This window comes from Enterobacter sp. RHBSTW-01064 (assembly GCF_014103035.1).
Classification (GTDB): Bacteria; Pseudomonadota; Gammaproteobacteria; order Enterobacterales; family Enterobacteriaceae; genus Enterobacter; species Enterobacter mori.
This window is the reverse complement of record NZ_JABXOU010000002.1, coordinates 362,679-385,756: the sequence shown is the minus strand read 5'-3', so window position 1 is coordinate 385,756 and position 23,078 is coordinate 362,679. Positions and strand designations below refer to the sequence as shown.

Below are 23,078 nucleotides of genomic sequence, written 5' to 3'. Positions count from 1 at the left end.
TGCCCGGTGGCGCTGCGCTTACCGGGCCTACGATCGATCCCCTCGCCCCTCTGGGGAGAGGGTTAGGGTGAGGGGAACGCCTCGCACTGACGTCAAAACTCCATCTTCACCGTAAACTGCACTTCGCGCGGATCGCCAATCTGGTTGCCCAGGTTGTTGGTCGCAATGGACGACGTGTAGTAGGTCTTATCAAACAGGTTTTTCACGTTCACCTGCAGCGTCACCGGATACTGCAGCTTCATCTTATACGCCGCAAACGCATCCGCCACGAAATAGCCCGGGAGATAATAATCCGCACCGTTAGTTGCGGAACGACGGCTTACGCCGTGCCCGCCGCCGCCCAGCGTCAGCGTATTCCCGGCAAACGCATTCTGAATATCGTAGGTCAGGAACAGGGAGCCGGTATGGCGCGGCACGTTTGGCAGCGGTTTGCCCGCATAGTCCGGGTCTTCCAGCACCTTCGCGTCGGTATAGCCGTAGCTGGCAATAATGTTGGTGTTCTCAGTCAGCGACCCCGCAAGATCCACTTCTACGCCCTGCGAGCGCACGCGGCCTGCGGTTTTGGCGATGGTTTCATCACCCACGCTTTCGGTGTACAGCACGTTGCGCTTGTGGATATCAAACAGCGCAATATTGGCGGTAATGCCGTCGAAAAGGTCAAACTTAGCACCGATTTCATACGCATTAGACGTTTCCGGCGGCAGGTCGCCGATGTAGCTCGCAATGGACGACTGCGGCATAAACGTCTGGGAATAGTTGGCAAATAGCGAGACTGCCGGGGTGAGCTTGTACACCAGCCCCAGCTTCGGCGTCCACTGGTCGTCGCGGCTGTCGGTATTCACGTTAAACGGACGGCCTTTCCCCGCGTACTGGGTGTAATACTGGTAGCGCAGTCCGGCGACGGCGATCCATTTATCGGTCAGGTACAGCGCGTCCTGCGCGTAGGCGGAGTAGCTCTCCTGCTTAATGGTCTGGTCGCTGTCGGACGCCGAGACGGTGGTGCACTTGTCGAGATTCCCATACGTCGGATTGTAGATATTGAAACCTTTGACGTTCTTACAGCGCATCATATCCGTGCGCAGCAGATCGTAATTCTCATACGACACGCCGGTCAGGATTTCGTTGTAGAAACCGGCGATATCCACGTTCCCCTGCAGATCCGCCCGCGTCGTATGCATCCGCTGGGTTGAGCCTTGGGTGGCATCCACGCGGCGGGTCAGGTTGCCGGTTTTTGAATCGTAGGCCATCACGCGCGCCTGGTTATCGCTGTACTTATCCTGGCTGTAGCTGTAGTCGAACTTCGCAGTCCACTGGCTGTTAAGGCGATACTCCGCGTTGATCTGCGCGAGATCGGACTGCCCGTCGGTGACGTTAAACGATTCGTCGAAGCGGGTTTTGCGATCGACGTCGACAGCTTTTTTGGTGTTGAGATCGAAGATCGTTCCGCGATCGAACGGCGTTTTATAGTCGCGATGCGAATAGAGCACGGTCACGGTGGCGTCATCGCCAAACCAGGTGAGCGACGGGGCGATAAAGGTGCTGCGTTCGGTGCCGAAATTGCGCCAGTAGTCTTCGTCCTGATATTCCCCCGTCAGGCGATACGCCAGACGCGTGCCGTCAATCGGGCCGGTGACGTCAAACTGTCCGGTACCGCCGCCAAAGCTGGTCGAGGTGGCAGAAATCGAGCCGCCGAAGGTTTTCTCCGGGCGTTTGGTGACGACGTTAATCAGGCCGCCGGGGTCAAGAATACCGTACAGGGTTGAGGCCGGGCCTTTCAGCACCTCCACGCGTTCGGTTGAGGCGTTAAAGCTGCGCGGCAGCACGGTGCGCAGGCCGTTGGTCATGATCGAGCCGTCACGGTTCGCGCCAAAACCACGGCGCACAAAGGCATCCTGCGTGCCGCCCAGGGTGTTGGTCTGCACCACGTTGCTGACGTTATACAGCGCCTCGTCGAGCGTGGTCGCGTTTTGGTCTTCCAGCACGTTATTGCTGACGGTATTGACCACCTGCGGGATGTCCAGCATCGGCATGTTGGTCAGCGTGGCGGTGGAGGTGTTCAGGGGCTGATAGCCGCTGGTGGCGTCGAGGGCCGCATTCGGATCGGCGGTAACGGTCAGGGTCTCGCCGTCGTTTGCCGCTGCGTGTACCAAAGGTGCCATAAACAACAGAGAAAAGAGCACGCGCCCTTTTACCCCAGAGAATGAAGGTGTGAACTTAGCCATTACATCTGTTTTCCCAGAATATCCGGCGAAACAATCTTCGCGGAAAAATGTGTGAGTCATTGCCCTTACGGTCTGTTCGTTAGCCTGAATGGCATCGAACTTGTAATTGAGAATCATTCAATCATGCGGGATTGTAGTAGTAAATGGAAAAAGTAAAAAAATGACTACAGTGATTTCCGTACCGTTAAAATCAAAGTGATTGACATTTAACTTGTTGAAATAGATTGGTATTTATTGATTTGACTTTGCGTGATCTGTTGCGATCACCCCTGGTTTATTCAGGGCTTTTATTCACTTGACTACTACATGGCGCAGCGGCAAACTTCTCAAAAGAGAATGAGTTTTATTTTTATTTATTGGTTTTTCATTACGTTGGCATTCACGTGGCGCATAACACGACAAAACCGGGACTGGTTCTGGAGAATCTTTCTGCGGGTTATCACAAAAAAATCATCGTTGATGATATCTCCCTCGCGATCCCGCAACGGAAGATGACCGTTCTGGTGGGGGCAAACGGCTGTGGCAAATCCACGCTGTTGAGCACCCTCGCGCGTCTGCTACAGCCGCTTGGCGGCAGCGTCGTGCTGGATGGCAAAGCCATTCATGAACAGCCGACCAAAGCGGTCGCCCGTCAGCTTGGCATTTTGCCGCAGTCTCCGCTGTTGCCGGAGGGGTTAACCGTTTTTGAACTGGTTTCGCGCGGGCGCTTTCCCTGGCAGAACGTTATGCGTCAGTGGAGTGATGAAGATGAGCTGGCGGTGGAGGAGGCATTACGCCTGACCGGAACGGCAGAGTTTGCTCATCTGCCGGTTGAAAGCCTGTCCGGCGGTCAGCGTCAACGCTGCTGGATCGCCATGGTGCTGGCGCAGCAAACGCCGTATATCCTGCTGGATGAGCCCACGACGTATCTCGACCTTCGCTATCAGGTGGAGATCCTGGAGCTGCTGCACACCCTGACCCGCCAGCACGGGCGCACCGTGGTGGTGGTGCTGCACGATCTCAACTTCGCGGTGAACTACGGCGATTCGCTGGTTTTTTTACGCCAGGGCAAAGTCGAGGGTGTATTACATGAAGGCGACACCTGCACGCCGTCGCTGATCAAAACGGTGTTTGACGTCGACGTACATATGTCCGTTAACCCAATGACCGGAAAGCCGTTCTTTATGCCGTTTCGAAAGGTCGCAGAACAACCATGATGCGCACCTCTCTGGCATTCCTTGTATTCACATTGCTGCTGGCGATGGGCGCGATTGCACATCTGGGCATCGGCGCGCGCTTTATCGCTCCCCGGACGGTAGTGGATGCATTCTTCTATTTTGATCCGCGCAATTTCGACCATAACGTGATTATCAGGCTCCGGCTGCTGCGTCTCTGCGCCGCAATGGTGACTGGCGCCGCGCTCGGCGTGGCGGGCGTGCTACTGCAGTCGGTGATCCGTAACCCGCTCGGCGAGCCGCATATTCTGGGGCTGAATGCAGGGGCGGCGCTGGCGGTAGTTATCACCAGCGCGCTGGGGCTGTCGCTGCCGTTTGGTCGCCCGCTCGTTGCCGCCGTTGGCGCCGCGGCGCTGTTTCTGCTGGTGCTGACGTTCTCCTCGTCTGGTCGCACCGGGCTGACGCCGATGAAAGTCACGCTGTGCGGCGTGGCGATGTCGGCATTTGCCTCATCGGTGACTGCCGCGATATTAATCCTTGATGAACAGACGCTGCTCGCCATGCGCACCTGGCTGGCGGGAGATTTAGCGGGGCTCAGCGCCGGGACGATAGGGAGCGCTGCAGGGGTTGCTGCCGCTGGCTTTGCGCTGGCGCTGTGGCTCTCGCCCTCGCTCAACATGCTGGCGCTGGGCGACAGAATGGCGCAGGGGCTTGGCGTCTCATTGCTGAAAACGCGCCTGTTCGCGCTGCTGGCGATTGCACTGCTCTGCGGCGCGGCGGTCTCCATCGCCGGACCGATTGGTTTTATCGGCCTTGTGGTACCACAGCTGATCCGCCGCCTGGTGACGGTGGACATCCGCGCAATGGTGCCGCTTTCGGCCCTGTGTGGGGCGCTGGTTCTCCTGCTGGCGGATGTAGCCGCCCGCACGCTGTTTACGCCGTATGAGCTGGCAACCGGCGTCATGACCGCGCTGGTCGGTGCGCCCGTCTTTATCTTCCTGGCGTCGAGGATGTTCAAATGAGCCGGGCGGGACTGCGTGCGCTACGCGTCGGCCCCCTTTCGGCGCTGGTTCGTCCAAAAGCGCTGGCATGCCTGGCATTTTTATCGCTGGCTGCCTTCTTGCTGCTCAGTTTTGGTCTGACCCACGGCTCGCTGCCCATTCCTGCCTCTGCCATCGGGCGTGCGCTGTTTTATCCGCAGACGCTGGAAGCAGAGACGCATTACATCGTGATGGATATCCGTCTGCCGCGCCTGCTGATGGCGGTGCTGTGCGGCGCGATGCTCGGTATGGCGGGGGCGGCGATGCAGTCCATCACCCGCAATGGCCTTGCTGACCCCGGGCTTATCGGCGTGAAAGAGGGCTGTAGCGCGGCGGTGCTGTTGCTGATTTTTCAGTTCCCGGCGCTTAGCCTGTACTGGCGACCGCTGGTCGGCATGGCCGGTGGGCTGCTGACCGCGCTGCTGGTGGTGGCGCTGGCACGCGATATTTCCCGTCCGCGATTCATCCTGACGGGTATCGGCGTGTCATGGGCGTTTGCCGCCGCAATGGGCGTTTTTATGACTACCGCAGACGTGCGCGACGTGCAGACCGCGATGCTGTGGCTGGCGGGAAGCCTGCATGCGGCAAACTGGATGCTGGTCAGCATTGCGGCAGCCTGGACGCTTCCCGCGTTCGCGCTGCTGCTCTTTACCGCACGCGCCGCCGATGTAGCGCTGTTGGGTAACCACACCGCGACCGGGCTTGGCGTGCGCACTTCACGACTTGCCTTGTTGCGCGTGCTTGCACCGGTCGTGCTCACCGCGGCCTGCGTCTCCTGTGTGGGGAGTATGGGTTTCGTGGGGCTGATTGCACCGCATATGGCGCGCCTGCTGCTGCGCGGTGGGCAAACAGCATTGCTGACGGGAAGCGCCGTGCTGGGCGCGCTGCTGGTGCTGCTGGCGGATAACGTCGGGCGTCTGGCATTTTTGCCGCTACAGCTGCCGGCGGGGATTGTGATTTCACTGATTGGCGGGCCGTTTTTCCTGCTGCTGCTCTGGCAGCGTCGGGACCGATTTTAGAGGGAGTGTGATGCGCGTACTTTTGACAATGCTGTTGCTGGTAGGGTTTGTGGCGAGTGCGGAGGAACCGACGCAGAGGTTTACAGACGATCTGAACCGCAACGTGGTGGTGCCGGTGCATCCGAAGCGGATCGTCTCGTTGCACGATTTGGATATCACCATCCCGCTGATTGAGCTTGGGGTACCCCCGGTTGCCAGCCATGGCCGCACCCGACCGGACGGCAGCCATTTTCTGCGTTCCAGCGGCATGTTAACCGGCGTCGATTTTGATAATTCCGATATCAAATTCATCGGCACTGCGGATATCGACATTGAAGCCATCGCCGCCGCGAAGCCGGACCTGATCATCACCGAGCCGACCCGTAACACGCCGGTAGAACAGCTGGAAAAAATTGCCCCGACGGTGAGCATCGATCACCTCGACGGCGGTGCGCCCGAAATCTACCGCAAGCTGGCGCAGCTCACCGGTACGCAGGCGCGGCTGAAGGTTCTGGAGCGTCGCTATCAGGAGCAAATCAAGGCCCTGAAAGCGACTATCGACACCCGCACGTTAACCGTGTCGGTGATTCAGGCCAATCAGGGAAAAATCAACGCCATGCACAGCTACCACTCGCTTGGACGCGTGCTGCGCGACGCAGGATTCACGTTTCCACCGCTGATTGAGAGCATCCCGGACGGTGGGCGTATCGACGTCAGCGCCGAGCGCCTGCCGGAGCTGGATGCCGATTTCGTCTTCGCCACCTGGCGCGGCGATACCGGCGGCAAGCCGCAGGACGAGCTGGCGGCGATGGACGCGGTGATGCCAGGATGGTGCCAGTTCCTCAACGCCTGCCGTACCGGGCATTACGTGCTCATCTCTCGCGAGGAGGCCATCTCGAACTCGTTCGCCTCGTTAGGCCTGATGGTCGCGCAGGTGCAGTCGCAGATTGCGGGACGTCCGCTGCCGGAGGCATCACGGTGATCCGCAAAGTCGATTTGTACGGTGACCGCTTCCGTTCGCGGGCGAACCAGCTCACGCCACGGCTGCTGCTGGTGGCGCGCTATATCAATGAAAATCGTGAAGCGGTCATGGAGCAGACGGCGATGGAGATCGCGACGCTGCTTAACACCTCAGATGCCACTGTCGTTCGCGCTATCCAGGCGCTCGGTTTTGCCGGATTGCGCGATCTGAAGCAGACGCTCGAGCAGTGGTTCGGCCCGGTGGTGACTTCCAGCGAGAAAATGTCTTCCACGGTGAATACGCTGACCAGCGATGTGAATACGAGCATCGATTTCGTGCTGGAGGGGCATCGGCACACCTGCGAGGTGCTGTCTGAACCACACAACCGCTATGCGATGGCGCAGGCCGTGTCGCTGCTGGCACAGGCGAGGCAGGTCGCTATTTTTGGCATTGGCGCATCCGGTATTCTGGCCGATTACACTGCCAGGTTGTTCAGCCGTATGGGACTTCCCGCGATCCCGCTCAACCGCACCGGGATAGGGCTTGCCGAACAGCTTATTGCGCTTCAGCGCGGCGATGTGCTGATGATGATGGCGCAGAAATCCGCGCACCGGGAAGGGCAGACCACGCTGCGCGAGGCGAAACGTCTGGGCATTCCCACCATTTTGCTGACTAACGCGACCGACTCGCGATTCAGTAAAGAGGCCAGCGTGGTGATCCACGTTCCGCGCGGCGGCGAGAAGGGCAAAATCCCGCTCCACGGCACGGTGCTGCTGTGCCTTGAAATGATTATTTTGTCCGTCGCCTCCACCGAGCCGCAGCGCACCATTAAGTCGATGAAGCGCATCAACGAGTTACATCGTGGATTAAAGCCGGGGAAGAAGAGTGGTTGATTTTCCTCCTCTTCCTGTGGGAGAGGGCGTCAAAGCGAACGATGGTTCTTCCTGTACTGCAGCGGCGTCTCGCCAATCCCTTTTTTAAACGCGCTGATGAACCACGTCACGTCGGAGAACCCCGTCTGCGCCGCGATGTCTCGCACGCTCGAATCCGTGTGAAGTAAACACTCGCAGGCCTTACGCAGCCGTAACGTGTTGAGGTAGTCGTGGATCTTCTCGCCCGTCTCCGCATGGAATTTTCGCGACACGTAGCTGCGCGATTTGCCCAGCTCTGCGGCCAGCGCGTCCAGGCGGAACTTCTCCTGATAGTGCTCATCCAGCCAGAACATTACCTGGCTTGCGATCCCCTGGCTGCTGCCCGGCGTGCCGTCGCGATCGTCGGGCAGCATGGCAAACAGGCCGATCAGCAGCCCGGCAATGGCCTCGCTGTTCATGGGCGACTGATAACAGCCCAACAGATGATCGACATGGTGATGGCAATGCGCCAGGTCAGCGACCCACGCCTCACCGCCGCGGCGTGAAAGCCGCTCCAGCCGCTGCCGGGTTTGCGGGAAATCACGCAGGTTTTTCAGCACGGCGTGATGATCGAGATGAATGATGGTGCGCCGGTAAATGGCCTCCGCCTGCGCGTCCACCATCACCTTGTGCAGGGTAAAGGGTGGGAAGAAAAACAGCCGGCCGGGGCGCATGGTGTAATGCCGGTTGTCGACAATCGCGACGCCAAACCCTTCTTCCACATAGAGAATTTCCAGACACTGATGCCAGTGGTGGTAACGCACGGTATTGGCGAACAGGCGGCTGAACGACACCACGGTGTCGTTTAGGGTAATCAGCTCCAGATGATCGGACGTTGGCGTGTCGTGCATAGTGCAATAGAACTCAACTTTTTCCCGTCAGATGCTATTTATAAACCACCTTTTTAAATTTTCTTAACTGTAGGTTTATTCATCGTTCTCACCTGTGACGCGGCTAACATTTCTGCCCCTTGCGGATTCACTATGCTTTGCCGCAGTTGATTACGAGGGCAAACCTATGTGGGCGGCAAACAAAGAAAAATCAAATCCGTTGTCTTCACGCCGGGACGTGGTGGCGTATTTAAACGGGATGCTGGGCGCGCTGGATAAGCAGTTTCCGCCGGGCAGTTCACGTTTTTCGCTGGGCGAGACCTGCGCGCATTACGCGACGGATATCGCGCAGATGGAAGGGCTTTCCCGCGCGCTGTGGGGGCTGTTTCCGCTGATGGCGGGCGGCGAGGGCGAGTCGTGGAGTGAGAAATACCTGGACGCCATCAAACTGGGCACCGATCCGCAAAGCGCGGGCTACTGGGGTGAAACCGGCCCCTACGATCAGCGTCTGGTGGAGATGGCGGCCTACGGTCTGGGGCTGTCTCTACTGGGTGACAAACTCCTCGAGCGCTTCACCGAGCGCGAAGTGATGAACCTCCACGCCTGGCTCAGCCAGATTACCGACGCGCAGATGCCGGACAGCAACTGGAACTACTTCGCCATCATGGTCCAGCTTGGATTCAAGCGCGCCGGGCTGCCGTATGATCAGCGCGCCATCGACCATCGCTTTGCGCTGATGGACGCGTACTATCTGGGCGACGGCTGGTATTCCGACGGTCCGGGGCGTCCGAAAGATTATTACATTTCAATGGCCTTCCACTTCTACGGGCTGATCTACGCCGCCCTGAGCGGCGACGAGGCGAGGGCGGACGTGCTGCGCGAACGCTCGCGTCTGTTCGCGGAAGACTTTATCTACTGGTCCGCTGCCGATGGTGCCTCGGTGCCGTTTGGCCGCAGCCTGACTTACCGTTTTGCGATGGTCGCGTTCTGGAGCGCGGTGGCTTTTTCCGGGCTGGATGTGTTCACGCCGGGCATCGTGAAGGGCATTATTCTGCGCCATCTGCGCTGGTGGCAGCAGCAGCCGATTACCGATCGCGACGGCATTTTGACCCTCGGCTTTGCCTATCCGAACCTCGCGATGTGCGAGGACTACAACTCGCCCGGTTCGCCATACTGGGCGCTGAAAACCTGGCTCATTCTGGCGCTGCCGGAGACGCATCCGTTCTGGCTGGCCGATGAGGAGCCGCTGCCCGCGCTGGCTGAAAAGCACGTGATTCCGCATGCCCAGCAGATCCTTATCCATGCGGAAAAGTCGCAGCACGTCACCATGCTTACCGCCGGACAGCTTGAGCTGAATAACTACGTCAATACCGACGCCAAATACACTAAATTTGCCTACTCCAGCCGCTTTGGTTTCACCATTGAGCGCGGGCGCTTTGGCCTGAAGCATGCGGCCTGTGATTCCATGCTGCTGCTGGCGGACGGAGACGATTACTACCGCGGTCGCCGAGAATGCGAAGCGGTGCGGGTGGATGAAAATTACCTCTACTCGCGCTGGTCGCCTTGGCACGACGTGCATATCGACACCTGGCAAGTGCCGTTCGGGGAATGGCATCTGCGCCTGCACCGCATCAACAGCGCACGCGCGCTGCAAACGGCCGAGGGCGGGTTTGCGGTGATGAAAACCGAACACCAGATCCGCGAGCGCGGCTGTTATCTGGCAGCCGAGAACGGCAGCAGCGTGATTGTCGATCTGTCGCCCGCCATCACGCGCCTGCCGGACAGCATCGTTACGCCGCCGAACAGCAGCATCATGTTCCCGGCGTGCGCCACCATTCCGCTGTTAAAAACCGATATCCCTCAAGGCGAAAGCTGGCTCTGCTGCGCCGTCTTTGCCAGCGAAAAGCAAAATAGTGCGGCCAGCCCGCACCTGAATATCACTCAAAACCAGGTCGAGATCCGCGAACCTGGAGGCGAACGTCAACTGTCGTTCACATTATAAAAATTCTGACCCTACACCTCGGCGAGGATGGTATGAAAAATACATCGATAACCAACAGAACCGAATATTACAAAATCAGCAGCTTTATTTTTCTCTATTTCTTTACCTGGTCCGCCAGTATTGGTCTGCTGGCTATCTGGCTCGGTCAAAAAGCGAATCTCAGCGGGGCGGTGATCGGAACCGTATTCGCGGTGAACGGTATTTTCTCCGTTATTCTCAAACCTATCTACGGCTATATTCTCGATAAAATCGGCATGAGCAAATACCTGCTCTATTTTGTGGTCGCCATGTCGGCCCTGATGGCGCCGTTCTTTATTTACGTCTATCAGCCGCTGTTAATCTCCAACACCATGTTGGGGATAATTATCGGCGCGCTCTATTTGAGCTTTGCCTGGTATGCGGGCGTGGCGGCGTGTGAATCCTATTCTGACCGCTTCAGCCGCCTGAACGGCATGGAGTTCGGACAGATCCGTATGTGGGGATCGCTCGGCTGGGCGGTGGCGTCGTCCTTCTCCGGCCTGCTGTTTAACCTCTCGCCTGCGTATAACTTTATTATGGGCAGCGTGACCTCTGTGGTGATGCTGATTGTCCTGCTCAGCCTGAAAGTGAACACTAACTCCGTTCACGCCGGTGAGGTGCTTACCAAAGAGAAAATCGCCCCTTCGGACGTGTACGCTCTGCTGCGCAGCCGTAAATTCTGGGCTTTCTGCCTGTACGTGGCGGGCGTGGCGTGGATGATGTTTATCGCCGAACAGCAGTTCTCGCGCTATTTCGTCACCTTCTTTGACGATATCCACCAGGGCAACGCGGTGTTTGGCTATTTGGGCACCGCACAGTCCGGCATGGAGTTCGTTATGTATATGGTGATCCCGCTGTTCGTCAACTTTATTGGCGCCAAGCGCGGGCTGTTAATTGTCGGTCTGGTGGTGGGAGCACGTCTGATTATTTCCGGCATGTGCGATTCACACCTGTTAATTTCCGTGCTGAAGCCGCTGTACGGCCTGGAAATCTGCCTGCTGCTGGTCTCCGTCTTTAAATACATCGCCGAACATTTCGATAAGCGCGTGAACGCCACCATGTATTTACTGGGCTATCAGGCAATGCTGTACGTCGGTAACGTGGTCATCTCTTCGCCTGCGGGATATCTGTATGATCGCATCGGCTTTGAACAGACCTATATCATCATGGGCGCCACGGCGCTGACCTTTACCCTTATTTCTGCCTTCACGTTATCCGCCTGTCAGAGCAAATGGCGTGGGCCCCGCACGCTGAACGTAGCAGAAACCTCTACCCGATAATTACGCCGTCAAAGAAGGAACCGAAATATGTTAAGTCGTATCAAAGAGGAGCGCCTGCCTGCGATTGCCGCGCCCGTTGACCCACGCGCATTTAGCGATGAACTCAGCTCGGCACGCGGCCATGTCCTCGGCCTGATTAGCCGTCATTTAACCGAATTCGGCGAGCAGTTCCCGGCGGAAACCTGTAAGGACGGTTTTTACCCGCTGACCGATAACGTGGAGTGGACCACCAGCTTCTGGACCGGCCAGCTGTGGCTGGCGTGGGAGATGAGCGGCGAGGCGAAATTCCGCGCGATGGCGGAAAAGCACGTGCGCTCGTTCGGCCTGCGCATCGCCGGACGCAATGACACCAACACCCACGATCTGGGCTTCCTGTACACGCTCTCCTGCGTGGCGGCCTGGCGGCTGACCGGGAACCGCGAGGCGCGCGGGTTTTCCCTGCTGGCGGCGGAAGCCCTGCTGGAGCGCTTCCATGAGAAGGCGAAGATCATTCAGGCGTGGGGCGATCTGGCCGATCCGGAACAGGCCGGACGGATGATCATCGACTGCAACATGAACCTGCCGCTACTCTACTGGGCGACGGAACAAACCGGCGATCCGCGCTTTGCCGACGCTGCAAAAGCGCACGTCATGCAGGCGGCGACGTATCTCATCCGTGAGGATGCCTCGACGTTCCACACCTACTATATGGATGTGAACACCGGCGCGCCGCGCTACGGTAATACCCAGCAGGGCTACGCCGACGACTCGTGCTGGTCGCGCGGGCAGGCGTGGGGCATTTACGGCTTCCTGCTGAGCTATGTTTATACCGGTGACGAGACGATGATCGCCCTGTCGAAGCGGCTGGCGAACTACTTCCTCAACCGACTGCCGGAGGATTCTGTCTGCCACTGGGATCTGGCGCTGGTGGGCACCGACGCGCTGCGCGATTCGTCCTCGGCGGCCATCGCGGTATGCGGGCTGCTGGAACTGGTGAAGCATCTGCCGGTTACGGATCCGGATCGCGAGCGCTATCTGGAGTGGGCGAAAGGGATCATGTCGTCCCTGACGAAGCACTATCTGATGGGCAAAGAGGAGAAGGGCAACGGGCTGCTGAAGCACTCGGTGTATCACCTGGCGAGCAATAAAGGGGTGGATGAGTGCGCAAGCTGGGGGGATTACTTCTACGTTGAGGCGCTGGTGCGCTTTACGCAAAGCTGGAAATCGTACTGGTAAAACAGTCGGGGGAGGTCCCCCCGACTCTGCGGTTACGCTTTCGGGATGCGCAGCGTCTGGCCTGGATAAATTTTATCCGGGCTGGAGAGCATCGGGCGGTTCGCCTCGAAAATCTTGTTGTACAGGTTGGCATTGCCATACACCGTTTTGGAGATGGCGCTCAGGGTGTCACCTGATTTAACCGTGTAGTAGGTCGCTTCATCTTCGGCATCGGTGGCGGTGATGTTGTTCTCCACCTCGCTCACCCCTGCGATGTTCCCCACGGCAACCTGAATTTTCTCTTTCTGCTCTTGCGTCAGCCCATCGCCCGTCACGCTGGCTTTGCCGTCGGTAACGGTGACCTGGACTTTATCCGCGCCAGGAATATTCAGCTTTTTGAGGTGCTCGCTGACTTTGTCGCCTGCATCCTTATGCGACTCTGTGAGGTTGTCCCACAGTTTCTCACCTGCTTCTTTAACGAAATTAAAAATTCCCATTCCTTTTTCTCCAGTGAAAACAGTAACAGGATAAGCATAGCAGGGAAGGGAAGGGTGACCTACCCAACCCTCTCCGAAAGAGAAGGTTGGGGGAAAGACTTACTGCGCGGGTTCGAGAATACGGATATGGGTATCCAGCACGTCACCTTTTACCGCCTCGCTCCACGCTTTCATGTGCGGAGTCTGCAGGTGCGCCTCGAGGTGCGCCACGGTTTCCCACAGTTCAACCATCATGATTGAATCCGGCGCGGTCGCCTGGAAGCTGGCATCAGTGGCTGCATCCACCAGCGGCGCATAGCCGTGGCAGCCTTCTTCTTCAAGTACGGTCGGGATAATCTTCGCGAACTGATCCAGCACCGCCTGACGGTGATGTTGACCTGGACGAGTACGAATTTCAGCAATTACGGTAAGCATGGTTAACTCCTTCTAATTCCAGGTTACCAGTTAAGCAAAAATTTCCGCGAGATGCTTGCGATATTCTGCGATATAGCTCGGGACATCAGGCATTTTAATCACGTCGTTAACGATAAACGTCGGCAGCGGATCCATGCCCAGGAACTGGTTCGCCTTGTGGAACGGCAGATACGCACCGTCTACGCCCACGCCTTCGAAGAACTGATCTTTCTCGGTGAAGGCTTCCATCGGGGCGTTCCAGGTCAGGGAGAGCATATATTTTTTGCCCTGAATCAGGCCGCCGGAACCGTATTTTTTGGCGGCGTCTGAACGGGTACGACCGTCGCTGGCATACAGCGAACCGTGGCCTTCAGTGAACACGTCATCCATGTATTTTTTCACGGTCCACGGCGCGCCCATCCACCAGCCCGGCATTTGCCAGATCACCACGTCGGCCCACAGGAAGTTCTGCACTTCGGCTTTCACGTCATAGTCGCTGTCCGCGCGCACGACCTTAACATCATGCCCGGCGTCGCGCAGGAAACCGTCCGCGACCTCGGTCAGGGTGTCATTCAGCTGGCCTTTAGAGTGCGCGAACTCTTTCGCGCCGTTGATAATCAAAATGTTGCTCATTATTTGTCCTCGGTGTTGAGAGTATGTCGGGGATTCTACGCGCGAGGACGGAGCGGAAAAATAAGCAGAATGTGCAAAGTCTTTTGCACACAGCGCAATAATGCCTACCAGCTGACGTTGACCTCAACGCCCCCTTCAGCCGCATTAGCCAGCGAGACGCGCATACCGTGGAGGGTGGCGATGCGTTTAACAATCGATAACCCCAGCCCGCTTCCGGTGGCATCTTGCCCCGGTGGACGATAAAAGCGCTCGCCAATACGTGCCAGCGCGTCGGGGGAAATCCCGGGGCCGTTGTCACGCACGGTGAAGCGGTGACCGTCCAGCGTCACGTCCACCACGCTACCGCGCGGGCTGTAACGTACTGCATTATCCAGCAGGTTACGTACCAGCAGGCTCAGGAGCAGCTGTTGACCCGCGCGTTTCACCTCTGGTGCATGGATATTCAGGCGCACATCAATGCCCGCCTGCTGCGCCGGATGATAAATATCCATCACCGCGGACTGCAGTAAATCGGCCATGACAATCGGCTCGACGCCGTCCAGGTTATCCAGCGAATCCAGGCGCGACAGCGTAAGGAGCTGATCCACCAGTCGGGAGGCGCGGTCGATACCCGCATGAAGCTGCGAAAGGGCTTTGGACTGCGCCTCGGGATCGTCCTGATACAGCTGCGCCACGTCGGTTTGCACCTTCAGGGCGGCTAACGGGCTGCGCAGCTCGTGGGCGGCATCGGAGGTAAATCGGCGCTCGCGGTTCATCATCTCTTGCGTGCGCATAAACAGGTGATTCAGGGCGTCGAGCAGCGGACGCACCTCAGTGGGGACACCCTCCGTTGGGAGTTTATCGGTGGCATCCGGCGTGCGGGAGCGCAGGGTCTGCGCCAGCTTTTTCAGCGGCTTCAGCTCGCGGCTCAACAGCAGGATCAGCAACAGCAGCATGACGGGCAGCGCCACCAGCCACGGCGTAAGCTGCGAGCTCACCACGTCCAGCGCCATGTCCTGGCGGTACTCCCACTCCTGGCCGACCACCACGCGGTATTTACCGTCTGGCGACGTCAGCCATAAGAAGCGCCATTCGTCGTTGTCGTCCTGAAGCCGCCCGTCAGCAAACCCGTCGCGGCGGTAGTGATACGGAATATCGTGCCCGTTTTCACCGTCGTTGAGGATCATGCTGCCGTCGGCGCTGAAAATGGCAAAGGCCAGCGCGTCATCGTCCAGATGCCCGTGTTTGGCTTTTTTGGGCACCTCGCGCATGCGCTCCGGCGCGCGGATCTCGTCCAGGTCCATCGTCAGCAGACGTTTGGCAAACAGCATCTGCTGGGTATCAAAGAGCTTGTCGAGCTTATGCGTCGTTTGCTGCCATGCGACAAGACTGGCGGCAAACCAGGCCGTCAGGGAGAGCAGCAGGAAGAGCAGCGTCAGGCGGAGTTTCAGGCTCAGTTTCATGCGTCACCCAGGGTGTAGCCGATGCCGTGCACGGTGCGGATAAACGCGCTGCCGAGCTTGCGGCGAAGATGATGGACGTGAACTTCCACGGCGTTGCTGGAGACGTCGTCATCCCAGCTATAGAGCTTTTCTTCAATTGCTGTGCGGGGGAGCACGCGGCCCGCATTGCGCATCAGCAGCTCCAGCAGGGCGAACTCTTTTGGCTTGAGGGTCAGCGTTTCGCCGTCCAGCGTGGCGACCAGGCTCGTCGGGTCGAGCGTGACCTTACCGTGACGCAGCTCGCTGCGGGTCTGGCCGTGGCTGCGGCGCACCAGCGCTTCAAGGCGCGCGGCCACTTCGATCAGGGCAAACGGCTTGCAAAGGTAATCGTCCGCGCCCAGGCGCAGCCCCTCGACGCGCTGGTTCAGCGCATCCCGCGCCGTCAGAATCAGTACCGGCTCGCTGCGCCCGCTTTCGCGCCAGGCGCGCAGGATCTCCAGCCCGTCGATCTCCGGCAGCGTCAGATCCAGCACTACGGCATCATAGGGCGCGCTATACAGCGCGGCCTGACCGGTTTTCCCGTCGGTAAACCAGTCCACGTTAAACCCCATTTTGCCCAGGCCCGCTTTGATGCCGTCGCCGATGAGCCTGTCGTCTTCTACCAGTAAAATGCGCATGTTCCCTCCTTGATGCCGTCAGTAAACCCTCTGAATCGACATGCTGTACAGTAAAAATAAATAAATTTCCCCCTTAAGAAGTTGTTAAGGATTACCCTGTTTAATGGACTGCGAAACCACATTAAAGGGAGAGATTAAGATGAAAAAATTCGCTGCACTTGCTGCCATCATGATGATGACCACTGCCCCTGTTTTTGCCGCGCAGGGCGGATTTAATGGCCCGTCCGCAACCGCGACCCAGACGCAAACCCAGCAGGGCGGTTTTGTGGATAACAACGCCAACCTGACGACGGCGGCAAAAGTGAAGGATCTGAAGGACGATGCCTGGGTGAAGCTGCGCGGGAACATCACCGAGCGCCTGTCCGATGACCGCTACACCTTCCGCGATGAAACCGGCACGGTGGTGGTTGAGATTGACCACAAGCGCTGGAACGGCGTGACCGTCAGCCCGCAGGATAAGGTCGAACTCCAGGGTAAAGTCGATAAAGACTGGAACGAGTTTGAAATCGACGTGAAGCAGGTCATCAAGCTGAACAAATAACCCGAAAAGGGCCGCCTGTGCGGCCCTTTTTCTTTGTGACTCAATTCGTCAGATGAGGTAGTATCTGCGGCAATATTGCCTGAAACCCTTCGGTTTCTGAGTTGAGGAATCACACGTAATGAGCGATATGGCAGAGCGCCTCGCGCTACATGAATTCACGGAAAACGCCTACCTGAACTACTCCATGTACGTCATCATGGACAGGGCGTTGCCGTTTATCGGGGATGGCCTGAAGCCCGTTCAGCGCCGCATCGTCTATGCGATGTCCGAACTGGGCCTGAGCGCCAGCGCCAAGTTCAAGAAATCCGCCCGTACCGTCGGTGACGTACTGGGTAAATACCATCCGCACGGTGACAGCGCCTGTTATGAAGCGATGGTGCTGATGGCGCAGCCGTTCTCTTACCGCTACCCGCTGGTGGACGGGCAGGGGAACTGGGGGGCGCCGGACGATCCGAAATCCTTCGCGGCGATGCGTTATACCGAATCCCGCCTGTCTAAATATGCCGAAGTGCTGCTGGGCGAGCTGGGTCAGGGAACCGTTGACTGGGTGCCAAACTTCGACGGTACGATGCAGGAGCCGAAAATGCTGCCTGCGCGTCTGCCGAACATCCTGCTGAACGGCACCACCGGTATCGCGGTCGGTATGGCGACGGACATTCCGCCGCACAATCTGCGCGAAGTGGCGAAAGCCGCCATCACCCTGATTGAACAGCCGAAAACCTCGCTGGACGAGCTGCTGGATATCGTGCAGGGGCCGGATTACCCGACCGAAGCCGAGATCATCACCTCGCGCGCGGAAATCCGCAAAATCTACCAGAACGGTCGCGGCTCCGTACGCATGCGCGCGGTGTGGAATAAAGAAGACGGCGCTGTGGTGATCACCGCGCTGCCGCATCAGGTCTCCGGTGCCAAAGTGCTGGAGCAGATCGCCTCCCAGATGCGCAATAAAAAACTGCCGATGGTGGACGACCTGCGCGACGAATCGGATCACGAAAACCCGACCCGTCTGGTGATCGTCCCGCGCTCGAACCGCGTGGACATGGAACAGGTGATGAACCACCTGTTCGCCACCACCGATCTGGAAAAAAGCTACCGCATCAACCTGAACATGATTGGCCTTGACGGTCGCCCGGCGGTGAAAAACCTGCTGGAGATCCTCACCGAATGGCTGACGTTCCGCCGCGATACGGTGCGCCGTCGTCTGAACCACCGTCTGGAAAAAGTGCTTAAGCGCCTGCATATCCTCGAAGGTTTGCTGGTGGCGTTCCTCAATATCGACGAAGTGATTGAGATCATCCGTACCGAGGACGAGCCGAAGCCCGCGCTGATGTCGCGCTTTGGCATCAGCGAAACCCAGGCCGAAGCCATCCTCGAACTGAAGCTGCGTCATCTCGCCAAACTGGAAGAGATGAAGATCCGCGGCGAGCAGAACGAGCTGGAAAAAGAGCGCGATCAGCTGCAGGCGATTCTGGCGTCCGAGCGCAAGATGAATACCCTGCTGAAGAAAGAGCTGCAGGCGGATGCCGAAGCCTTTGGCGATGACCGTCGTTCTCCGCTGCACGAGCGCGAAGAAGCGAAGGCGATGAACGAGCACGACATGCAGCCGTCCGAACCGGTGACCATTGTGCTGTCGCAGAGTGGCTGGGTGCGTAGCGCCAAAGGCCACGATATCGACGCGCCAGGCCTGAGCTATAAAGCGGGCGACAGCTTCAAAGCGGCAGTGAAAGGCAAGAGCAACCAGCCGGTGGCGTTTATCGATTCCACCGGTCGCAGCTACGCCATCGACCCGATTACGCTGCCTTCCGCGCGCGGACAGGGTGAACCGCTGACCGGCAAGCTGACGCTGCCGCCGGGCGCGACGGTTGACCATATGCTGATGGAAGCGGATGACCAAAAACTGCTGATGGCCTCCGATGCGGGCTACGGCTTTATCTGTACCTTTAACGATCTCGTGTCGCGTAATCGCGCCGGTAAAGCGCTGATTAGCCTGCCGGACAACGCCCACGTGATGACGCCGCTGGTGATTGAGAACGAGAGCGACATGCTGCTGGCGATCACCTCTGCCGGACGTATGCTGATGTTCCCGGTCAGCGACCTGCCGGAGCTGTCGAAAGGTAAAGGCAACAAGATCATCAACATCCCGTCAGCGGAAGCGGCGAAAGGCGAGGATGGCCTGGCGCACCTCTTCATTCTGCCGCCGCAGAGCACGCTGACGATTCACGTCGGCAAGCGTAAAATCAAACTGCGTCCGGAAGAGCTGCAGAAGGTTGTTGGCGAGCGCGGTCGTCGCGGCTCGCTGATGCGTGGCCTGCAGCGTATCGACCGCGTGGAGATTGACTCTCCTGCGCGCAGCACCGCGGGCGACAGCGAAGAGTAACGTAACGCCTCCCCCCTCCATTCCGGAGGGGGCATTTCACGAAAATTTCCCGTAAAATCGTTGTTAATTCGTGCGTTGCGATTAACAATACGCGCTCGTAATAAAGTCCTTACCTGGCCACAGGTGAAGTATAATTGTCAGCTGTCAGGGCTTCAGAGGTCGCTATGCTATACATTGTTCGTCTCATTCTTACCGTTATCTACTGCATTCTGGTTTGTGTTTTCGGCTGCATCTATTGCCTGTTCAGTCCGCGTAATCCTAAGCATGTCGCCACCTTTGGCCATATGTTTGGCCGCCTTGCGCCGCTGTTTGGTCTGAAGGTGGAAAAACGCCTGCCGGAAGGCGCGGAGCAGTTCGGCAATGCCATCTATATCGCTAACCATCAGAACAACTACGATATGGTGACCGCCGCAAACATCGTACTGCCGCCAACCGTGACGGTGGGGAAAAAGAGTCTGCTGTGGATCCCGTTTTTCGGTCAGCTCTATTGGCTGACGGGTAACTTGTTGATTGACCGTAATAATCGAGCCAAAGCACATGGCACTATTGCGGAAGTGGTGAATCACTTTAAGAAACGCAAAATCTCAATCTGGATGTTCCCGGAAGGGACGCGCAGCCGCGGCCGTGGCCTGCTGCCGTTTAAGACCGGTGCGTTTCATGCTGCAATTGCGGCAGGTGTTCCAATTATTCCCGTGTGTGTTTCTAATACTTCTAATAAGATTAATCTTAACCGCCTGAATAACGGGTTGGTCATTGTCGAAATGCTGCCGCCGGTGGATACCAGTAAATATGGCAAAGATCAGGTGCGCGAACTGGCAGCCCATTGCCGTGAGCTGATGGCTCAGCATATTGCGTTGCTCGACAAAGAAGTCGCAGAGAGAGAAGCCGCCGGTAAGATCTAACCCGGCGTTATAAGGGAAAACGAATTCCCGCGTTGTTAGTCGTTTCAGATGGAGCTTATATGTCATTCAGTCGGCGTCAGTTTATTCAGGCTTCGGGGATCGCCCTTTGTGCAGGTGCGATACCGCGGACAGCCAGCGCCGCCGGGCAGCAACAGCCGCTGCCTATTCCGCCGTTGATTGAATCCCGTCGCGGGCAGCCGCTTTTCCTCACGCTACAGCGTAGCCACTGGTCCTTTACTCAGGGAACGCGCGCGCAGATATGGGGAATCAATGGGCGCTACCTTGGCCCAACCATTCGCGTGTGGAACGGCGATGACGTTAAGCTGATTTACAGTAACCGGACGACTGAAAATGTCGCGATGACCGTCAGCGGGCTGCAGGTGCCGGGGCCGCTGATCGGCGGCGCGGCACGCATGATGTCGCCAAACGCCGACTGGGCGCCCGTCCTCCCTATCCGCCAGAGCGCGACCACGCTGTGGTACCACGCCAATACGCCGAACCGCACCGCCCAGCAGGTCTACAACGGCCTCGCCGGGATGTGGCTGATTGAGGATGAGGTGAGTAAATCGCTGCCGATCCCGAATCACTACGGCGTGGATGATTTCCCGGTCATTATTCAGGATAAACGCCTCGATAACTTCGGTACGCCGGAATACAGCGAGCCGGGCAGCGGCGGCTTCGTCGGCGATACGCTGCTGGTCAACGGCGCACAAAGCCCGTATGTCGAAGTCTCGCGCGGCTGGGTGCGCCTGCGTCTGCTGAACGCCTCCAACTCGCGCCGCTATCAGCTGCAGATGAGCGACGGCCGCGCGCTGCACGTGATTTCAGGCGATCAGGGTTTTTTACCCGCGCCGGTTTCCGTTAAACAGCTGGCGCTCTCGCCGGGTGAACGTCGTGAAATCCTGGTGGATATGACCAACGGGGATGAAGTCTCCGTCACCTGTGGTGAAGCGGCGAGCATTGTTGACCGCATTCGCGGGTTCTTTGAGCCGTCGAGCATTCTGGTCTCTACGCTGGTATTAACCCTGCGCCCAACCGGTCTGCTGCCGCTGGTGACCGATAGCCTGCCAATGCGCCTGCTGCCGCAGGAGATCATGAGCGGCTCGCCGGTGCGCAGCCGTGATATCAGCCTGGGCGACGATCCGGGCATCAACGGCGCGCTGTGGGATGTGAACCGTATCGACATTACCGCGCAGCAGGGCACCTGGGAGCGCTGGACGGTCCGTTCGGATATGCCGCAGTCGTTCCATATTGAAGGGGTGTCATTCCTGATCCGCAACGTCAACGGCGCAATGCCGTTCCCGGAAGATCGCGGCTGGAAAGACACCGTCTGGGTGGACGGCCAGGTCGAACTGCTTGTCTACTATGGTCAGCCTTCGTGGCCGCACTTCCCGTTCCTGTTCCATAGCCAGACGCTGGAGATGATGAACAGGGGATCTGTGGGGCAGATGCTGATTAATCCGGCACCTTAACCCCAACATTCCCGGTTCGCCGGGAATGGTTTATGCCCGCCAGAAAAAGCGCGAGAACAGGATCAGCACCGGGTAAATTTCCAGACGCCCTAAGATCATCGCCGCGCACATCAGCAGTTTTGCCCCTTCTGTTAACGTGCCAAACGTTGACGCCGTCTCGCCAAACCCCAGCCCCATGTTGTTGATGCAGGCGGCAACCGTTGCGAATGACGTAAACAGGTCGTAGCCCATCAGATTGAGCGACCAGACAAAAAAGCCTGTGATCATCACGTAGAGAAAAAAGAAGCTCCATACCGAGCGCACGACGCGGTCATTCACCACGCTTTTGCCCACCTTGACGCTCAGCAACGCCCGTGGATGCGCCAGCTGGTTCATCTCCTGGATAGACTGTTTGAACATAATGAGAAAACGCAGGGCTTTGATCCCGCCGCAGGTCGAGCCTACGCAGCCGCCAAAAAAGCTGGCGCTCAACAGCAGGAAAATGGTGTGTGCGGGCCATTGGGCATAATCGGCTGTCGAAAGGCCGTTATCGGTCATCATCGAACTGGCAAGGAAGAAGGCGTGCACCAGGCTATCGGTGGCGTTGTACATCCCGGCGTGCCAGACCTGCCAGGCGGTGATGACGATAATTACCGCGGCGGCGCTCAGAAAGAATTTAACCTCAGGGCTGCGGCGAATCGGTTTCAGGGTGCGTCTGACAATGGCGACGTACCAGAGGGTGAAGTTGAACGCGGAGAGCAGTGAAAACGCTCCGGCGACAAGCTCAATGGCATGACTGTCATAAAACCCAATGCTCTCGCTGCGGGTGGAGAATCCGCCCAACGACACGGTTGAAAGCCCGTGACAGAGGGCGTCAAAAAAGGACATCCCCGCCAGCCAGTAGGCCAGGGTGCAGGCCACGCCCAGCGCGAAGTAGGTCACCCACAGGGTGCGCGCGGTATCGGCAAGGCGGGGAGTCAGACGCTCCTCCTTGAATGGCCCCGGCATTTCGGACTGATAGAGCTTCATGCCGCCGATGCCCAGCAGCGGCAGGACCGCGACGGCCAGCACGATGACGCCTAACCCGCCGATAAAATTCAGCTGAGCACGGTAATAAAGGTACGATTTGGGCAGGGCGCTGACGTCCCCGATCACCGTTGCCCCTGTGGTGGTGATCCCGGATACCCCTTCAAAGAGCGCGTCGGCAAAGGAGAGCTGCAGCCCGTCATCCATCCAGAGCGGCATGGCGCTAATGACTGAAAACAGCAGCCAGAACAACACGATAATCACAAAACCGTCGCGGGTACGCAGCTGTATGCCCGCGTGACGGGTAGCCCGCCATGCCAATCCGCCAAGGCTAAAAAAGGTTAAAAAGGTGGTCAGAAAGGCAAAGTAGGTCCGCTCTTTATTCAGCAGGGCGATAACCATCGGCGGCAGCATGGAAAGGCTGTACAGCAGAACCAGAAAACCGCAGAGGTGAAGGACAACCCGCAGCTGGGATACATGTAACGAATCGTTGGGCTTCACAACAGAGCTCCGCGCAATAACACGTTCCGGGGCAACTCACCGGAAAATA

Annotated in this window: 20 protein-coding genes; 12 read left to right on the top strand and 8 right to left on the bottom strand. The window is 58.1% G+C overall.

The genetic code is table 11. The features are described from left to right. Positions 1 to 92 precede the first annotated feature (92 nt). Positions 93 to 2,222, bottom strand: a complete 2,130-nt coding sequence (locus tag HV355_RS07770; protein WP_182401537.1) for a TonB-dependent siderophore receptor — start codon at positions 2,220 to 2,222, stop codon at positions 93 to 95. A 383-nt stretch (positions 2,223 to 2,605) separates the two neighbouring features. Between HV355_RS07770 and HV355_RS07765 the strand changes: the two genes are divergently transcribed. From HV355_RS07765 to HV355_RS07745, 5 genes are read left to right on the top strand one after another with little or no spacing between them, the layout of a single operon-like run. Continuing rightward, complete coding sequence (locus HV355_RS07765) at positions 2,606 to 3,418, top strand: ABC transporter ATP-binding protein (RefSeq protein ID WP_182401535.1); 813 nt, start codon at positions 2,606 to 2,608, stop codon at positions 3,416 to 3,418. Next, on the top strand, positions 3,415 to 4,398 hold the full coding sequence (locus HV355_RS07760; protein ID WP_120158618.1) for an iron ABC transporter permease: 984 nt from the start codon (positions 3,415 to 3,417) through the stop codon (positions 4,396 to 4,398). The genes HV355_RS07765 and HV355_RS07760 overlap by 4 nt, the downstream gene beginning before the upstream one ends. Beyond that, a complete protein-coding gene (locus HV355_RS07755) occupies positions 4,395 to 5,435 on the top strand; it encodes an iron ABC transporter permease (RefSeq protein WP_120158619.1) in 1,041 nt (346 codons plus the stop codon). The genes HV355_RS07760 and HV355_RS07755 overlap by 4 nt, the downstream gene beginning before the upstream one ends. Before the next feature lie 10 nt (positions 5,436 to 5,445). After that, positions 5,446 to 6,396, top strand: a complete 951-nt coding sequence (locus HV355_RS07750) for an iron-siderophore ABC transporter substrate-binding protein (RefSeq protein WP_120158620.1) — start codon at positions 5,446 to 5,448, stop codon at positions 6,394 to 6,396. Further along, positions 6,393 to 7,268 (top strand): MurR/RpiR family transcriptional regulator, encoded by an 876-nt coding sequence (locus HV355_RS07745; protein ID WP_182401533.1) that lies wholly within the window; start codon positions 6,393 to 6,395, stop codon positions 7,266 to 7,268. Before HV355_RS07750 ends, HV355_RS07745 begins: the two co-directional genes overlap by 4 nt. A gap of 29 nt (positions 7,269 to 7,297) precedes the next feature. Here HV355_RS07745 and HV355_RS07740 read toward each other — a convergent pair whose 3' ends face one another. Further along, entirely contained in the window at positions 7,298 to 8,137 is an 840-nt protein-coding gene (locus HV355_RS07740) for an AraC family transcriptional regulator (RefSeq protein WP_182401531.1), read from the bottom strand. Positions 8,138 to 8,303: 166 nt separating this feature from the next. On the opposite strand from HV355_RS07740, the gene HV355_RS07735 reads away from it, so the two are divergent. From HV355_RS07735 to HV355_RS07725, 3 genes are read left to right on the top strand one after another with little or no spacing between them, the layout of a single operon-like run. Then, positions 8,304 to 10,118, top strand: a complete 1,815-nt coding sequence (locus HV355_RS07735; protein ID WP_182401529.1) for a DUF2264 domain-containing protein — start codon at positions 8,304 to 8,306, stop codon at positions 10,116 to 10,118. Positions 10,119 to 10,150: 32 nt separating this feature from the next. Next, the gene (locus HV355_RS07730; protein ID WP_182401527.1) at positions 10,151 to 11,416 is read left to right on the top strand and encodes an oligosaccharide MFS transporter; all 1,266 of its coding nucleotides are present in this window, start codon (positions 10,151 to 10,153) and stop codon (positions 11,414 to 11,416) included. A gap of 27 nt (positions 11,417 to 11,443) precedes the next feature. After that, positions 11,444 to 12,631 (top strand): glycoside hydrolase family 88 protein, encoded by a 1,188-nt coding sequence (locus HV355_RS07725; protein WP_182401525.1) that lies wholly within the window; start codon positions 11,444 to 11,446, stop codon positions 12,629 to 12,631. A 32-nt stretch (positions 12,632 to 12,663) separates the two neighbouring features. Here HV355_RS07725 and lysM read toward each other — a convergent pair whose 3' ends face one another. The 5 genes from lysM to qseB all read right to left on the bottom strand — a co-directional run bounded on the left by lysM (position 12,664) and on the right by qseB (position 16,231). Continuing rightward, entirely contained in the window at positions 12,664 to 13,107 is a 444-nt protein-coding gene (lysM, locus tag HV355_RS07720; RefSeq protein ID WP_108416230.1) for a peptidoglycan-binding protein LysM, read from the bottom strand. A gap of 99 nt (positions 13,108 to 13,206) precedes the next feature. Continuing rightward, a complete protein-coding gene (locus HV355_RS07715; protein ID WP_108416231.1) occupies positions 13,207 to 13,521 on the bottom strand; it encodes a putative quinol monooxygenase in 315 nt (104 codons plus the stop codon). Between the two features lie 30 nt (positions 13,522 to 13,551). Then, positions 13,552 to 14,133 carry an NAD(P)H-dependent oxidoreductase gene (locus tag HV355_RS07710; protein WP_108416232.1) on the bottom strand — a complete coding sequence of 194 codons (582 nt, stop codon included), beginning with the start codon at positions 14,131 to 14,133 and terminating at the stop codon, positions 13,552 to 13,554. A 104-nt stretch (positions 14,134 to 14,237) separates the two neighbouring features. Further along, positions 14,238 to 15,575, bottom strand: coding sequence for a quorum sensing histidine kinase QseC (gene qseC, locus HV355_RS07705; protein ID WP_182401524.1), 1,338 nt, complete (start codon positions 15,573 to 15,575; stop codon positions 14,238 to 14,240). Further along, positions 15,572 to 16,231, bottom strand: coding sequence for a quorum sensing response regulator transcription factor QseB (qseB, locus tag HV355_RS07700; RefSeq protein ID WP_182401522.1), 660 nt, complete (start codon positions 16,229 to 16,231; stop codon positions 15,572 to 15,574). The genes qseC and qseB overlap by 4 nt, the downstream gene beginning before the upstream one ends. Positions 16,232 to 16,370: 139 nt before the next feature. Here qseB and HV355_RS07695 point away from each other — a divergent pair, with 139 nt between their 5' ends. The 4 genes from HV355_RS07695 to ftsP all read left to right on the top strand — a co-directional run bounded on the left by HV355_RS07695 (position 16,371) and on the right by ftsP (position 21,523). Continuing rightward, a complete protein-coding gene (locus HV355_RS07695) occupies positions 16,371 to 16,772 on the top strand; it encodes a NirD/YgiW/YdeI family stress tolerance protein (protein ID WP_029485199.1) in 402 nt (133 codons plus the stop codon). Positions 16,773 to 16,890: 118 nt separating this feature from the next. Then, positions 16,891 to 19,149: a DNA topoisomerase IV subunit A gene (gene parC, locus HV355_RS07690; RefSeq protein ID WP_089599583.1), complete on the top strand. Its 2,259-nt coding sequence runs from the start codon at positions 16,891 to 16,893 to the stop codon at positions 19,147 to 19,149. 164 nt (positions 19,150 to 19,313) lie between these two features. Further along, on the top strand, positions 19,314 to 20,051 hold the full coding sequence (plsC, locus tag HV355_RS07685) for a 1-acylglycerol-3-phosphate O-acyltransferase (RefSeq protein WP_010435607.1): 738 nt from the start codon (positions 19,314 to 19,316) through the stop codon (positions 20,049 to 20,051). Between the two features lie 59 nt (positions 20,052 to 20,110). Then, a complete protein-coding gene (ftsP, locus tag HV355_RS07680; protein ID WP_182401520.1) occupies positions 20,111 to 21,523 on the top strand; it encodes a cell division protein FtsP in 1,413 nt (470 codons plus the stop codon). 30 nt (positions 21,524 to 21,553) lie between these two features. On the opposite strand, the gene HV355_RS07675 is transcribed toward ftsP, so the two are convergent. Next, the gene (locus HV355_RS07675) at positions 21,554 to 23,029 is read right to left on the bottom strand and encodes a TrkH family potassium uptake protein (RefSeq protein ID WP_174341529.1); all 1,476 of its coding nucleotides are present in this window, start codon (positions 23,027 to 23,029) and stop codon (positions 21,554 to 21,556) included. Positions 23,030 to 23,078: the final 49 nt, after the last annotated feature.

Bases quoted from the DNA above. Each gene is read 5' to 3' on its own strand.
- ftsP (WP_182401520.1), top strand. From the start codon at position 20,111: ATGTCATTCAGTCGGCGTCAGTTTATTCAGGCTTCGGGGATCGCCCTT.
- parC (WP_089599583.1), top strand. From the start codon at position 16,891: ATGAGCGATATGGCAGAGCGCCTCGCGCTACATGAATTCACGGAAAAC.
- HV355_RS07770 (WP_182401537.1), bottom strand. From the start codon at position 2,222: ATGGCTAAGTTCACACCTTCATTCTCTGGGGTAAAAGGGCGCGTGCTC.
- HV355_RS07760 (WP_120158618.1), top strand. From the start codon at position 3,415: ATGATGCGCACCTCTCTGGCATTCCTTGTATTCACATTGCTGCTGGCG.
- HV355_RS07730 (WP_182401527.1), top strand. From the start codon at position 10,151: ATGAAAAATACATCGATAACCAACAGAACCGAATATTACAAAATCAGC.
- HV355_RS07725 (WP_182401525.1), top strand. From the start codon at position 11,444: ATGTTAAGTCGTATCAAAGAGGAGCGCCTGCCTGCGATTGCCGCGCCC.
- lysM (WP_108416230.1), bottom strand. From the start codon at position 13,107: ATGGGAATTTTTAATTTCGTTAAAGAAGCAGGTGAGAAACTGTGGGAC.
- HV355_RS07740 (WP_182401531.1), bottom strand. From the start codon at position 8,137: ATGCACGACACGCCAACGTCCGATCATCTGGAGCTGATTACCCTAAAC.
- HV355_RS07750 (WP_120158620.1), top strand. From the start codon at position 5,446: ATGCGCGTACTTTTGACAATGCTGTTGCTGGTAGGGTTTGTGGCGAGT.
- HV355_RS07755 (WP_120158619.1), top strand. From the start codon at position 4,395: ATGAGCCGGGCGGGACTGCGTGCGCTACGCGTCGGCCCCCTTTCGGCG.
- qseB (WP_182401522.1), bottom strand. From the start codon at position 16,231: ATGCGCATTTTACTGGTAGAAGACGACAGGCTCATCGGCGACGGCATC.
- HV355_RS07715 (WP_108416231.1), bottom strand. From the start codon at position 13,521: ATGCTTACCGTAATTGCTGAAATTCGTACTCGTCCAGGTCAACATCAC.
- qseC (WP_182401524.1), bottom strand. From the start codon at position 15,575: ATGAAACTGAGCCTGAAACTCCGCCTGACGCTGCTCTTCCTGCTGCTC.
- plsC (WP_010435607.1), top strand. From the start codon at position 19,314: ATGCTATACATTGTTCGTCTCATTCTTACCGTTATCTACTGCATTCTG.
- HV355_RS07735 (WP_182401529.1), top strand. From the start codon at position 8,304: ATGTGGGCGGCAAACAAAGAAAAATCAAATCCGTTGTCTTCACGCCGG.
- HV355_RS07695 (WP_029485199.1), top strand. From the start codon at position 16,371: ATGAAAAAATTCGCTGCACTTGCTGCCATCATGATGATGACCACTGCC.
- HV355_RS07710 (WP_108416232.1), bottom strand. From the start codon at position 14,133: ATGAGCAACATTTTGATTATCAACGGCGCGAAAGAGTTCGCGCACTCT.